At 53.3% G+C, this 12,411-nt stretch carries 12 protein-coding genes and 1 pseudogene; 9 read left to right on the top strand and 4 right to left on the bottom strand.

Features of this window, described 5'->3' with window-relative positions:
- Positions 1 to 38 precede the first annotated feature (38 nt).
- The 4 genes from OGV74_RS09255 to OGV74_RS09240 all read left to right on the top strand — a co-directional run bounded on the left by OGV74_RS09255 (position 39) and on the right by OGV74_RS09240 (position 4,538).
- Complete coding sequence (locus tag OGV74_RS09255; RefSeq protein WP_000679427.1) at positions 39 to 386, top strand: quaternary ammonium compound efflux SMR transporter QacE delta 1; 348 nt, start codon at positions 39 to 41, stop codon at positions 384 to 386.
- Positions 380 to 1,219 carry a sulfonamide-resistant dihydropteroate synthase Sul1 gene (gene sul1 / locus OGV74_RS09250; protein ID WP_000259031.1) on the top strand — a complete coding sequence of 280 codons (840 nt, stop codon included), beginning with the start codon at positions 380 to 382 and terminating at the stop codon, positions 1,217 to 1,219. Before OGV74_RS09255 ends, sul1 (OGV74_RS09250) begins: the two co-directional genes overlap by 7 nt.
- Before the next feature lie 404 nt (positions 1,220 to 1,623).
- Positions 1,624 to 3,165 carry an IS91-like element ISCR1 family transposase gene (locus tag OGV74_RS09245; protein WP_000050481.1) on the top strand — a complete coding sequence of 514 codons (1,542 nt, stop codon included), beginning with the start codon at positions 1,624 to 1,626 and terminating at the stop codon, positions 3,163 to 3,165.
- Between the two features lie 464 nt (positions 3,166 to 3,629).
- Positions 3,630 to 4,538: an SDR family oxidoreductase gene (locus OGV74_RS09240; protein ID WP_001749993.1), complete on the top strand. Its 909-nt coding sequence runs from the start codon at positions 3,630 to 3,632 to the stop codon at positions 4,536 to 4,538.
- Positions 4,539 to 4,629: 91 nt separating this feature from the next.
- On the opposite strand, the gene OGV74_RS09235 is transcribed toward OGV74_RS09240, so the two are convergent.
- Together OGV74_RS09235 and OGV74_RS09230 are read right to left on the bottom strand one after the other, a co-directional pair.
- Complete coding sequence (locus tag OGV74_RS09235) at positions 4,630 to 5,274, bottom strand: quinolone resistance pentapeptide repeat protein QnrB6 (protein ID WP_001749994.1); 645 nt, start codon at positions 5,272 to 5,274, stop codon at positions 4,630 to 4,632.
- 94 nt (positions 5,275 to 5,368) lie between these two features.
- A pseudogene (locus OGV74_RS09230) lies at positions 5,369 to 5,479 on the bottom strand (helix-turn-helix domain-containing protein); the annotation flags it as partial.
- Positions 5,480 to 5,504: 25 nt separating this feature from the next.
- Between OGV74_RS09230 and OGV74_RS09225 the strand changes: the two are divergent.
- From OGV74_RS09225 to OGV74_RS09195, 5 genes are all read left to right on the top strand, one after another.
- Positions 5,505 to 5,852: a quaternary ammonium compound efflux SMR transporter QacE delta 1 gene (locus tag OGV74_RS09225; protein WP_000679427.1), complete on the top strand. Its 348-nt coding sequence runs from the start codon at positions 5,505 to 5,507 to the stop codon at positions 5,850 to 5,852.
- Positions 5,846 to 6,685 (top strand): sulfonamide-resistant dihydropteroate synthase Sul1, encoded by an 840-nt coding sequence (gene sul1, locus OGV74_RS09220; protein WP_000259031.1) that lies wholly within the window; start codon positions 5,846 to 5,848, stop codon positions 6,683 to 6,685. The genes OGV74_RS09225 and sul1 (OGV74_RS09220) overlap by 7 nt, the downstream gene beginning before the upstream one ends.
- Before the next feature lie 127 nt (positions 6,686 to 6,812).
- Positions 6,813 to 7,313, top strand: coding sequence for a GNAT family N-acetyltransferase (locus OGV74_RS09215; protein WP_000376623.1), 501 nt, complete (start codon positions 6,813 to 6,815; stop codon positions 7,311 to 7,313).
- 506 nt (positions 7,314 to 7,819) lie between these two features.
- The gene (locus OGV74_RS09205; protein ID WP_001389365.1) at positions 7,820 to 8,584 is read left to right on the top strand and encodes an IS6-like element IS6100 family transposase; all 765 of its coding nucleotides are present in this window, start codon (positions 7,820 to 7,822) and stop codon (positions 8,582 to 8,584) included.
- 266 nt (positions 8,585 to 8,850) lie between these two features.
- On the top strand, positions 8,851 to 10,059 hold the full coding sequence (locus tag OGV74_RS09195; RefSeq protein WP_001749969.1) for a type II restriction endonuclease: 1,209 nt from the start codon (positions 8,851 to 8,853) through the stop codon (positions 10,057 to 10,059).
- A gap of 33 nt (positions 10,060 to 10,092) precedes the next feature.
- Here OGV74_RS09195 and OGV74_RS09190 read toward each other — a convergent pair whose 3' ends face one another.
- Positions 10,093 to 11,526, bottom strand: a complete 1,434-nt coding sequence (locus OGV74_RS09190; RefSeq protein WP_001288432.1) for a DNA cytosine methyltransferase — start codon at positions 11,524 to 11,526, stop codon at positions 10,093 to 10,095.
- A gap of 117 nt (positions 11,527 to 11,643) precedes the next feature.
- A complete protein-coding gene (locus OGV74_RS09185) occupies positions 11,644 to 12,348 on the bottom strand; it encodes an IS6-like element IS26 family transposase (RefSeq protein WP_001067855.1) in 705 nt (234 codons plus the stop codon).
- Between the last annotated feature and the right edge of the window lie 63 nt (positions 12,349 to 12,411).

Genomic DNA, 12,411 nt, shown 5'->3' with positions numbered 1-12,411 from the left:
CGTGCATAATAAGCCCTACACAAATTGGGAGATATATCATGAAAGGCTGGCTTTTTCTTGTTATCGCAATAGTTGGCGAAGTAATCGCAACATCCGCATTAAAATCTAGCGAGGGCTTTACTAAGCTTGCCCCTTCCGCCGTTGTCATAATCGGTTATGGCATCGCATTTTATTTTCTTTCTCTGGTTCTGAAATCCATCCCTGTCGGTGTTGCTTATGCAGTCTGGTCGGGACTCGGCGTCGTCATAATTACAGCCATTGCCTGGTTGCTTCATGGGCAAAAGCTTGATGCGTGGGGCTTTGTAGGTATGGGGCTCATAATTGCTGCCTTTTTGCTCGCCCGATCCCCATCGTGGAAGTCGCTGCGGAGGCCGACGCCATGGTGACGGTGTTCGGCATTCTGAATCTCACCGAGGACTCCTTCTTCGATGAGAGCCGGCGGCTAGACCCCGCCGGCGCTGTCACCGCGGCGATCGAAATGCTGCGAGTCGGATCAGACGTCGTGGATGTCGGACCGGCCGCCAGCCATCCGGACGCGAGGCCTGTATCGCCGGCCGATGAGATCAGACGTATTGCGCCGCTCTTAGACGCCCTGTCCGATCAGATGCACCGTGTTTCAATCGACAGCTTCCAACCGGAAACCCAGCGCTATGCGCTCAAGCGCGGCGTGGGCTACCTGAACGATATCCAAGGATTTCCTGACCCTGCGCTCTATCCCGATATTGCTGAGGCGGACTGCAGGCTGGTGGTTATGCACTCAGCGCAGCGGGATGGCATCGCCACCCGCACCGGTCACCTTCGACCCGAAGACGCGCTCGACGAGATTGTGCGGTTCTTCGAGGCGCGGGTTTCCGCCTTGCGACGGAGCGGGGTCGCTGCCGACCGGCTCATCCTCGATCCGGGGATGGGATTTTTCTTGAGCCCCGCACCGGAAACATCGCTGCACGTGCTGTCGAACCTTCAAAAGCTGAAGTCGGCGTTGGGGCTTCCGCTATTGGTCTCGGTGTCGCGGAAATCCTTCTTGGGCGCCACCGTTGGCCTTCCTGTAAAGGATCTGGGTCCAGCGAGCCTTGCGGCGGAACTTCACGCGATCGGCAATGGCGCTGACTACGTCCGCACCCACGCGCCTGGAGATCTGCGAAGCGCAATCACCTTCTCGGAAACCCTCGCGAAATTTCGCAGTCGCGACGCCAGAGACCGAGGGTTAGATCATGCCTAGCATTCACCTTCCGGCCGCCCGCTAAATATCTCCTTTTGGGTTGTTAATAAAACATCCAATAAGTTGACTGTGCGTGAAAAAGAAAGTTTTGTGTGATGGCGTTGAAGATCGCACCGTTAAGCTCTTATGTGGGATGGTGCAGAGCTCGACGACTACCGATAAAACGCAACCGCCGCAAACAGACAAGAAAAAGCCCCAACTGATAACAGTTGGGGCTTCAGTATTGTGATTGGTGGAGCAATAGCACCCTGAACCCAAAACCTTCTCGCTCAACCGGTAGTGGCTGATAACAACTCGTGAGGGCTATTGCGGGTTAAGCATTTAGCGATGTCTAGGGCCAGACTGGACGTCTGAACGCAAGCCGCTGATACTGTACATAACCACAGTATCAGCGGAGGATACCCATGTCGCTGGCAAGGAACGCCACGGCGAGTCAATCGCCCACTCAAACAAACGGTTACGAACGCCACCAACCCGACCAGACGCTGCTCTACCAGCTGGTTGAGCAGCACTACCCAGCCTTCAAAGCCTCACTCGAAGCCCAAGGTCAACACCTGCCTCGCTACATCCAACAAGAATTCAACGACCTCCTCCAATGTGGCCGTCTGGAGTATGGTTTCATGCGGGTTCGCTGCGAGGATTGTCATCACGAGCGTCTGGTCGCCTTCAGCTGTAAACGACGCGGCTTTTGCCCTAGCTGCGGTGCCCGCCGGATGGCCGAGAGTGCGGCGCTGCTGATAGACGAAGTCTTCCCCAAGGAGCCCATTCGCCAGTGGGTGCTCAGCTTTCCTTTCCAGCTACGCTTTTTGCTGGCTCGCCATCCCCAGCTGATGGGCCAGGTCTTGAGTATCGTCTATCGTACACTCTCAACTCATCTGATCAAAAAAGCCGGTTACACCAAAGCCTCTGCACAAACTGGCTCAGTGACTCTTATCCAACGCTTTGGCTCCGCGCTAAATCTCAATGTCCACTACCACATGCTGTTTCTCGATGGTGTCTATGCCGAAGATGACTATGGCAAGCAACGCTTCCATCGTGTCAAGGCACCCACTTACGATGAGCTGAATACGCTCGCTCACACCCTCAGCCATCGCATCGCTCGCTGCATGGAAAAGCGTGGGATTTTGGAGCGTGATGCCGAGAATACGTGGTTGACACTGGAAGAGGGCGAAGACGATACGCTGACTCAATTACATGGTGCTTCGGTTACGTATCGCATTGCCGTCGGCCCCCAGCAAGGGCGCAAAGTCTTCACCCTGCAAACCTTGCCAGGGCGTGAGGATAAAGCCGACTCAAGCAGTCGAGTAGCCAACCATGCTGGTTTCTCGCTACACGCCGGTGTGATGGCCGAAGCGCATCAGCGGGATAAGCTTGAGCGCTTGTGTCGCTACATTAGTCGGCCAGCGGTTTCAGAAAAACGTCTGGCATTAACCGCCAATGGGCAGGTGCGTTACGAGCTCAAAACTCCGTACCGCAATGGCACCACCCATGTGATCTTCGAGCCGCTGGACTTCATCGCCAAACTCGCTGCGTTGGTACCTAAGCCGCGAGTCAACCTCACACGCTTCCACGGCGTCTTTGCACCGAACAGCAAACACCGAGTTCAAGTAACACCCGCCAAGCGGGGCAAGAAGCCCGACAAATCGGAAGGTCTCGATACTAACTGGCGTGACAAGAGTCCTGCAGAGCGCCACCGCGCCATGACCTGGATGCAACGCCTCAAGCGAGTCTTCAATATTGATATTGAAGTCTGCGAACACTGCGGCGGTCACGTCAAAGTGATTGCCAGCATCGAAGATCCGAAGGTCATTGAGCAGATTCTCAAGCATCTGAAACAGAAAACAGCCAAGGCGAATGCCGCCAAGCAGCGTGAGCTGCCACCAGAACGAGCGCCGCCACTGACTCCCAGCCTGTTCGATCCATCACAGAGTCGTCTCTTTGACTGACGACCCCAAATCCAACACTGCTCAACACTGCCAACTTTTAAACGGGGCGGTGGGGCAGTTTGTATCTCTCGAGCTATCAGGCTAGAGATTTTACCGCCAAATCGAACCTTATTAGAGCGGTTTAGGCTGGACCGGCAGTTAAAATTGGGGCTTGAGCGGTAAACGAGTGAGGGAATTTCAGGTAAGATACTTCGGATGAGGAGCAAAAAGGTGGTTTATACTTCCTATACCCCAGATTGAGATGTTAAGTGTGGTTGCTATTTATTAACACTGCGAACTGGATAAGTCTCAAATAATATTTTTTAAATTAAATCTAACGTTGGTGGGGATATAAGCGCAACGGTAGAGGAAAGTAGGGAGGGTAATATTCCGAGAAAATTAAGTGTAGCTGGATAATATAGGTCATACCATTCATTTTGGTCTACGATTATTAGTCTTTGTGATAAATAATGAGAGGTAATTGAATGGCTGGCTTAAACAAGGAAAAAAAGACCATCAATAAAACCAATTCTGCGCGTTTTCCGGCGCCGCCTTTTCAACAGCAGCAGCAGCCCTTTCCCGGGCTGGCGGGGAAAATGCAACCGCGCCCCGATCATGGAGAAGACAGCTATCAGGGAAGCGGTCGCCTGAATGGGCGCAAGGTATTAATTACCGGTGGGGATTCAGGGATTGGTCGTGCTGTTGCTATTGCCTATGCTCGTGAAGGCGCTGATGTTGCGATTAACTATTTACCTGAAGAAGAAGACGATGCGCGTGAAGTGGTCGATCTGATAAAAAAAGCAGGCAGAAATGTTTTGGCCATCCCCGGCGATATCCGTGATGAGGCTTTTTGCGGTCATCTGGTAACACAGGCGGTAAAAGGACTGGGAGGGTTGGATATCCTCGTCAATAATGCGGGTCGTCAGCAATTTTGTGAGTCAATTGAGGAACTCACCACAGAAGACTTCGACGCAACATTCAAAACCAATGTTTACGCTATGTTTTGGATCACCAAAGCGGCCATACCCCATCTTTCACCAGACAGCGTGATAATTAATACCTCCTCCGTACAGGCTTATGAGCCAAGTGAAATCTTGCTTGATTATGCTCAGACTAAAGCAGCTATCGTGGCATTTACTAAATCGCTGGCGAAACAGCTGGCCCCGAAAGGGATCCGTGTCAATGCCGTCGCGCCGGGTCCATACTGGACTGTACTGCAGTGCTGTGGTGGTCAACCGCAGGAAAAGGTGGAGAAATTTGGGGCAAATGCGCCGCTGGGACGCCCTGGTCAACCGGTGGAAATCGCGCCGCTTTATGTCACCCTGGCCGCTCGGGAGAACAGCTATACGTCTGGTCAGGTCTGGTGTTCTGATGGGGGGACCGGAACCCTCTAACGTTTACGCTCTGTGCGTCGAAAGTGACTTTTAAGGCAAGGGCGGACACTATTGTATAAGGGCGGGAGCGGTACTTACCGCTCCGTGAATGCTAACCAATCACCGCGATGCCAAGCCGCTCCATGAGCAACGACGCCTGGTAGTTGTCCAGCTTAACGCCTTGTAAATCAACGCCCCGAATATCTAAGTCACCCAACTCCGAATTGGTCAGATCGCAATGTGTGAAGTTCGCTGCTCGCCAGTCGAAAGTCGAAAACTCGCCGCCGGAGAGATCTGAACCACTGAACGTCGCGCCCAGTACCTGGGCACCCATCCAACGGTTTTCCCACAGCTCACACTTTTCCAACACGACTTTCGAAAAATTGGCGTAGCTTAGATTGGTATTCGTGATATATGCGCTACAAAACCAGGTGCGCGTGGTGATCATATTCATAAAGCTTGCGCCGCGGAAATCTGCGCCTTGTGCGCGGCAGTGGCGAATTTCAATGCCCAGCGCACTGGCATTGCGAAAATCCGCCATGGATAAATCACAGCTTTTAAAAATGGCATCTTTCAGCATCGCACGACTAAAATTGCACCCTTTCTGGCTTTCACGATCATAGAACTGACAGCCGATAAATTCAGTGCCGCTCAGGTCGGCACCTGAAAAATCACAGTTAAAAAATGTACTATTTTCAATTTTCTCACCGGTGAAACGGTTTCTGTCAATTTTTTCGCCAACGAGTGCCAGAGCCATATTTGTACCTGTTTTTTTATACAGTAATGGCGTCATGGTAAACCCTGATGGGGTTATGCGTCAAATCCGCCAATATGACATCTGCAAATGTGCGTTAAATCTGGTGTTTTTTCAGCAAAGCGCGAAGCTGATGGTAAGTCAGCCCCAGTAATTCAGCGGCTTTTTTCTGGTTAAATTTTGCCTGCTGTAAGCCGTGCATAATAAGCCCTACACAAATTGGGAGATATATCATGAAAGGCTGGCTTTTTCTTGTTATCGCAATAGTTGGCGAAGTAATCGCAACATCCGCATTAAAATCTAGCGAGGGCTTTACTAAGCTTGCCCCTTCCGCCGTTGTCATAATCGGTTATGGCATCGCATTTTATTTTCTTTCTCTGGTTCTGAAATCCATCCCTGTCGGTGTTGCTTATGCAGTCTGGTCGGGACTCGGCGTCGTCATAATTACAGCCATTGCCTGGTTGCTTCATGGGCAAAAGCTTGATGCGTGGGGCTTTGTAGGTATGGGGCTCATAATTGCTGCCTTTTTGCTCGCCCGATCCCCATCGTGGAAGTCGCTGCGGAGGCCGACGCCATGGTGACGGTGTTCGGCATTCTGAATCTCACCGAGGACTCCTTCTTCGATGAGAGCCGGCGGCTAGACCCCGCCGGCGCTGTCACCGCGGCGATCGAAATGCTGCGAGTCGGATCAGACGTCGTGGATGTCGGACCGGCCGCCAGCCATCCGGACGCGAGGCCTGTATCGCCGGCCGATGAGATCAGACGTATTGCGCCGCTCTTAGACGCCCTGTCCGATCAGATGCACCGTGTTTCAATCGACAGCTTCCAACCGGAAACCCAGCGCTATGCGCTCAAGCGCGGCGTGGGCTACCTGAACGATATCCAAGGATTTCCTGACCCTGCGCTCTATCCCGATATTGCTGAGGCGGACTGCAGGCTGGTGGTTATGCACTCAGCGCAGCGGGATGGCATCGCCACCCGCACCGGTCACCTTCGACCCGAAGACGCGCTCGACGAGATTGTGCGGTTCTTCGAGGCGCGGGTTTCCGCCTTGCGACGGAGCGGGGTCGCTGCCGACCGGCTCATCCTCGATCCGGGGATGGGATTTTTCTTGAGCCCCGCACCGGAAACATCGCTGCACGTGCTGTCGAACCTTCAAAAGCTGAAGTCGGCGTTGGGGCTTCCGCTATTGGTCTCGGTGTCGCGGAAATCCTTCTTGGGCGCCACCGTTGGCCTTCCTGTAAAGGATCTGGGTCCAGCGAGCCTTGCGGCGGAACTTCACGCGATCGGCAATGGCGCTGACTACGTCCGCACCCACGCGCCTGGAGATCTGCGAAGCGCAATCACCTTCTCGGAAACCCTCGCGAAATTTCGCAGTCGCGACGCCAGAGACCGAGGGTTAGATCATGCCTAGCATTCACCTTCCGGCCGCCCGCTAGCGGACCCTGGTCAGGTTCCGCGAAGGTGGGCGCAGACATGCTGGGCTCGTCAGGATCAAACTGCACTATGAGGCGGCGGTTCATACCGCGCCAGGGGAGCGAATGGACAGCGAGGAGCCTCCGAACGTTCGGGTCGCCTGCTCGGGTGATATCGACGAGGTTGTGCGGCTGATGCACGACGCTGCGGCGTGGATGTCCGCCAAGGGAACGCCCGCCTGGGACGTCGCGCGGATCGACCGGACATTCGCGGAGACCTTCGTCCTGAGATCCGAGCTCCTAGTCGCGAGTTGCAGCGACGGCATCGTCGGCTGTTGCACCTTGTCGGCCGAGGATCCCGAGTTCTGGCCCGACGCCCTCAAGGGGGAGGCCGCATATCTGCACAAGCTCGCGGTGCGACGGACACATGCGGGCCGGGGTGTCAGCTCCGCGCTGATCGAGGCTTGCCGCCATGCCGCGCGAACGCAGGGGTGCGCCAAGCTGCGGCTCGACTGCCACCCGAACCTGCGTGGCCTATACGAGCGGCTCGGATTCACCCACGTCGACACTTTCAATCCCGGCTGGGATCCAACCTTCATCGCAGAACGCCTAGAACTCGAAATCTAACGTCCGTTCGGGCATCGAGGTCCATGTCGGGGTGGGACGGGCCCGTGGCTTCAAGATCACTTGCAGTCCGACCGCGATGTCTTGGTTGCGCGAGAGGTTGTCGATATCCTCCACTTCCATCATCAACCCTGGATAATGCCGCCGCCGTCATCGCCGCCGACGCCCGTGCCGGGCTTTTCGGGCCTGTCAGGCTTGCTCGGCCTTCAGCCTGCCTGGGCGAGATCTCCGGCGGACGGATTAACGGCGGAGCTTCGCCGCCTTTCGTGCGTGTGAAGGCCGAAGATAGTTCTCTCAAAAACATCCGTTTATGAGAGATACCAAATGTCATTTTCAGAAGACGACTGCACCAGTTGATTGGGCGTAATGGCTGTTGTGCAGCCAGCTCCTGACAGTTCAATATCAGAAGTGATCTGCACCAATCTCGACTATGCTCAATACTCGTGTGGGCTCTGTTGCAAAAATCGTGAAGCTTGAGCATGCTTGGCGGAGATTGGACGGACGGAACGATGACGGATTTCAAGTGGCGCCATTTCCAGGGTGATGTGATCCTGTGGGCGGTGCGCTGGTATTGTCGCTATCCGATCAGCTATCGCGACCTTGAGGAAATGCTGGCGGAACGCGGCATTTCGGTCGACCATACGACGATCTATCGCTGGGTCCAGTGCTACGCCCCGGAGATGGAGAAGCGGCTGCGCTGGTTCTGGCGGCGTGGCTTTGATCCGAGCTGGCGCCTGGATGAAACCTACGTCAAGGTGCGGGGCAAGTGGACCTACCTGTACCGGGCAGTCGACAAGCGGGGCGACACGATCGATTTCTACCTGTCGCCGACCCGCAGCGCCAAGGCAGCGAAGCGGTTCCTGGGCAAGGCCCTGCGAGGCCTGAAGCACTGGGAAAAGCCTGCCACGCTCAATACCGACAAAGCGCCGAGCTATGGTGCAGCGATCACCGAATTGAAGCGCGAAGGAAAGCTGGACCGGGAGACGGCCCACCGGCAGGTGAAGTATCTCAATAACGTGATCGAGGCCGATCACGGAAAGCTCAAGATACTGATCAAGCCGGTGCGCGGTTTCAAATCGATCCCCACGGCCTATGCCACGATCAAGGGATTCGAAGTCATGCGAGCCCTGCGCAAAGGACAGGCTCGCCCCTGGTGCCTGCAGCCCGGCATCAGGGGCGAGGTGCGCCTTGTGGAGAGAGCTTTTGGCATTGGGCCCTCGGCGCTGACGGAGGCCATGGGCATGCTCAACCACCATTTCGCAGCAGCCGCCTGATCGGCGCAGAGCGACAGCCTACCTCTGACTGCCGCCAATCTTTGCAACAGAGCCTCCGTCGCCATGCTCACCTCGCTTTGGTGCACACGAGTATTGAGCATAGTCGAGATTGGTGCAGATCACTTCTGATATTGAACTGTCAGGAGCTGGCTGCACAACAGCCATTACGCCCAATCAACTGGTGCAGTCGTCTTCTGAAAATGACACTGTTTGTATATAATCATGAAAAAATGGTGAGTAGAGTTTCAGGGTAACAGGGGATGCTTATGTCGGTTTTCCACAACTGGCTACTTGAGATCGCATGTGAGAATTACTTCGTCTACATCAAACGCCTTTCCGCCAACGATACCGGCGCAACAGGTGGTCACCAGGTAGGGCTTTATATCCCTTCAGGTATCGTTGAAAAACTCTTTCCGTCTATCAACCATACCCGTGAACTGAACCCTTCGGTTTTTCTCACCGCACATGTGTCATCGCATGATTGCCCTGACAGCGAAGCCAGGGCAATTTATTATAACAGCCGTCATTTTGGTAAAACCCGGAATGAAAAAAGGATTACCCGCTGGGGTAGAGGCAGCCCACTTCAGGATCCTGAAAATACAGGGGCTCTGACGCTCCTGGCTTTCAAGCTTGATGAGCAAGGGGGGGACTGTAAGGAAGTAAATATTTGGGTATGCGCCAGCACTGATGAAGAGGACGTCATTGAGACCGCTATTGGTGAAGTTATACCCGGAGCGCTTATATCCGGCCCCGCAGGACAGATTCTAGGCGGACTATCTCTACAGCAAGCGCCAGTAAATCATAAATATATTCTACCTGAAGACTGGCACCTGCGCTTTCCGTCGGGAAGTGAAATTATTCAGTATGCAGCCAGCCATTATGTGAAAAATTCCCTTGATCCGGATGAGCAACTTCTTGACCGCCGGCGCGTGGAGTACGACATATTTCTATTGGTTGAGGAACTGCATGTTCTGGATATCATCCGGAAAGGATTTGGCTCTGTGGATGAATTTATTGCGCTGGCCAATTCTGTCAGCAATCGCCGTAAATCCAGAGCCGGGAAGTCGCTGGAACTGCACCTGGAGCATCTATTCATTGAGCACGGCCTGCGACACTTTGCGACGCAGGCCATCACAGAAGGTAATAAAAAACCCGATTTCCTTTTCCCTTCCGCAGGGGCTTACCACGATACTGAGTTTCCCGTAGAAAATCTGCGCATGCTGGCAGTCAAGACTACCTGTAAGGATCGCTGGCGTCAGATACTGAATGAGGCCGATAAAATTCATCAGGTGCATCTGTTTACACTCCAGGAGGGAGTTTCTCTGGCTCAATATCGGGAGATGCGGGAGTCGGGTGTCAGATTGGTCGTGCCATCATCTCTGCACAAAAAATACCCGGAGGCGGTGAGAGCTGAGCTAATGACGCTAGGTGCGTTTATTGCTGAGCTGACAGGGCTTTACGCAGATATTCCATAGATTATCTCCCGGCATAAATACCGGGAGGAGCGATCAGATTCGTTCAACCTTGCACGAATCGGCATTAACCGCTTTCAGGATATAAGGTTCAAGCAGTTTGGCTACGGCTTCAAACACGGGCACCACTACGGAGTTACCGAACTGCCTGTACGACTGAGTGTCTGACACAGGAATGCGAAAAGGCCTGCCATCTACTTTTTCAAAACCCATAAGGCGCGCGCACTCTCGCGGAGTCAGCCTGCGGGGCCGATGCGCCTGATTTTCTTCGTTCGCGAAGTCTGTTTCACCTGTGGCCATATCCCAGCCACGGTCTATCAGAATTTCAGACCCGTCTTTGTGATAGCGAGCAGAAAGCGTACGGGCAATGCTTTCTTTATTTTCAGGATTAACGAGGCCAAAACCGAATCCGTTACCCTTAGCTGCGTGCTTTTTGGCGTAGTTATAGAGATACTCCCAGAGTTTCGGCGTCAGTATATATTTGCTGTCAACCACGGGTTCCAGCAGTTCGCCAAATGACGGACGCTGTTCCGGATAAAAACGACTAATATCGCGCAGGGTAAAGCCCTGGTGAATGTTCAGATCACGGCGGAAACCGACCAAAACGATACGTTCTCGGTGCTGAGGTAAAAAGTGCTTTCCGTCGATAACTTTAGGATCGTTTTTGCCCATCTCAGCTGCATCCGCAACTTCATAGCCCAGTTCGTCGAGGGTATCCATGATGACTTTAAAGGTTTTACCCTTGTCATGGCTCTTCAGGTTTTTAACGTTTTCAAGAACAAAGATGGCAGGTTTTTTTGCGCGGATAATACGCGCCACATCGAAGAAAAGCGTTCCCTGAGCCTCACATTCGAAACCATGCGCGCGCCCGAGCGAGTTTTTCTTGCTTACGCCCGCAAGGCTAAACGGTTGACAGGGGAAACCTGCTAGAAGTACATCATGATCCGGCACATGCTCATTAATGTAAGCATAGGCATCGTTTTCAGGTACTTCAGGTTTATCACTGAGCGTGACTTCACGAATATCGAGATTGAAAGTGTGTTCCTGAGCATCGTTAAACCAGTTAGCTTTATATGTGCGCACAGCCTCTTTATTCCATTCACTGGTAAAAACGCACTGGCCACCGATGGTTTCGAAGCCCTTCCGTATACCTCCAATCCCAGCAAACAGGTCAATAAACCGGAAGGCATAGTCAGGGTGATGTGCAGGCGCTTCCGGAAGCATTTTTCGTAGAAGTTCCTCTTCGGCTAACGTCAGCGTCTTAGGTGAGCACTTACCATTAATCCAGCGATTAAGAGTCTCGCGACTCCACTCATTTTTACCAACTTTTCTAAGCAGTTCAGCCACGTACTTCTGGTCATAGATTTCCAGCACCTGCCCGAGCAGCTTTTTATCATTTTCCTGTCGCAGTTGTTCTTCCGCTTCTGCTTTCTCAAGCAGATCCTGCGCCAGTAATTCAAATTCAGACATATTGCCTCCATTGGGTCTTATGGGTGAAACTGTATCACTCATTTGACCCAGATTGAATGTTTTTAGGCACTGTTGCAAAGTTAGCGATGAGGCAGCCTTTTGTCTTATTCAAAGGCCTTACATTTCAAAAACTCTGCTTACCAGGCGCATTTCGCCCAGGGGATCACCATAATAAAATGCTGAGGCCTGGCCTTTGCGTAGTGCACGCATCACCTCAATACCTTTGATGGTGGCGTAAGCCGTCTTCATGGATTTAAATCCCAGCGTGGCGCCGATTATCCGTTTCAGTTTGCCATGATCGCATTCAATCACGTTGTTCCGGTACTTAATCTGTCGGTGTTCAACGTCAGACGGGCACCGGCCTTCGCGTTTGAGCAGAGCAAGCGCGCGACCATAGGCGGGCGCTTTATCCGTGTTGATGAATCGCGGGATCTGCCACTTCTTCACGTTGTTGAGGATTTTACCCAGAAACCGGTATGCAGCTTTGCTGTTACGACGGGAGGAGAGATAAAAATCGACAGTGCGGCCCCGGCTGTCGACGGCCCGGTACAGATACGCCCAGCGGCCATTGACCTTCACGTAGGTTTCATCCATGTGCCACGGGCAAAGATCGGAAGGGTTACGCCAGTACCAGCGCAGCCGTTTTTCCATTTCAGGCGCATAACGCTGAACCCAGCGGTAAATCGTGGAGTGATCGACATTCACTCCGCGTTCAGCCAGCATCTCCTGCAGCTCACGGTAACTGATGCCGTATTTGCAGTACCAGCGTACGGCCCACAGAATGATGTCACGCTGAAAATGCCGGCCTTTGAATGGGTTCATGTGCAGCTCCATCAGCAAAAGGGGATGATAAGTTTATCACCACCGACTATTTGCAACAGTGCC

Source organism: Citrobacter sp. Cf116, assembly GCF_030336505.1.
GTDB classification, from domain to species: Bacteria; Pseudomonadota; Gammaproteobacteria; order Enterobacterales; family Enterobacteriaceae; genus Citrobacter; species Citrobacter freundii.
Note: the sequence above shows the minus strand (reverse complement) of the source record. Positions and strands in the feature narration are given on the sequence as shown.

Excerpts from the sequence above, each read along its gene's own strand:
- OGV74_RS09255 (WP_000679427.1), top strand. The coding sequence starts at position 39 with ATGAAAGGCTGGCTTTTTCTTGTTATCGCAATAGTTGGCGAAGTAATC.
- sul1 (WP_000259031.1), top strand. The coding sequence starts at position 380 with ATGGTGACGGTGTTCGGCATTCTGAATCTCACCGAGGACTCCTTCTTC.
- OGV74_RS09245 (WP_000050481.1), top strand. The coding sequence starts at position 1,624 with ATGTCGCTGGCAAGGAACGCCACGGCGAGTCAATCGCCCACTCAAACA.
- OGV74_RS09240 (WP_001749993.1), top strand. The coding sequence starts at position 3,630 with ATGGCTGGCTTAAACAAGGAAAAAAAGACCATCAATAAAACCAATTCT.
- OGV74_RS09235 (WP_001749994.1), bottom strand. The coding sequence starts at position 5,274 with ATGGCTCTGGCACTCGTTGGCGAAAAAATTGACAGAAACCGTTTCACC.
- OGV74_RS09225 (WP_000679427.1), top strand. The coding sequence starts at position 5,505 with ATGAAAGGCTGGCTTTTTCTTGTTATCGCAATAGTTGGCGAAGTAATC.
- sul1 (WP_000259031.1), top strand. The coding sequence starts at position 5,846 with ATGGTGACGGTGTTCGGCATTCTGAATCTCACCGAGGACTCCTTCTTC.
- OGV74_RS09215 (WP_000376623.1), top strand. The coding sequence starts at position 6,813 with ATGGACAGCGAGGAGCCTCCGAACGTTCGGGTCGCCTGCTCGGGTGAT.
- OGV74_RS09205 (WP_001389365.1), top strand. The coding sequence starts at position 7,820 with ATGACGGATTTCAAGTGGCGCCATTTCCAGGGTGATGTGATCCTGTGG.
- OGV74_RS09195 (WP_001749969.1), top strand. The coding sequence starts at position 8,851 with ATGTCGGTTTTCCACAACTGGCTACTTGAGATCGCATGTGAGAATTAC.
- OGV74_RS09190 (WP_001288432.1), bottom strand. The coding sequence starts at position 11,526 with ATGTCTGAATTTGAATTACTGGCGCAGGATCTGCTTGAGAAAGCAGAA.
- OGV74_RS09185 (WP_001067855.1), bottom strand. The coding sequence starts at position 12,348 with ATGAACCCATTCAAAGGCCGGCATTTTCAGCGTGACATCATTCTGTGG.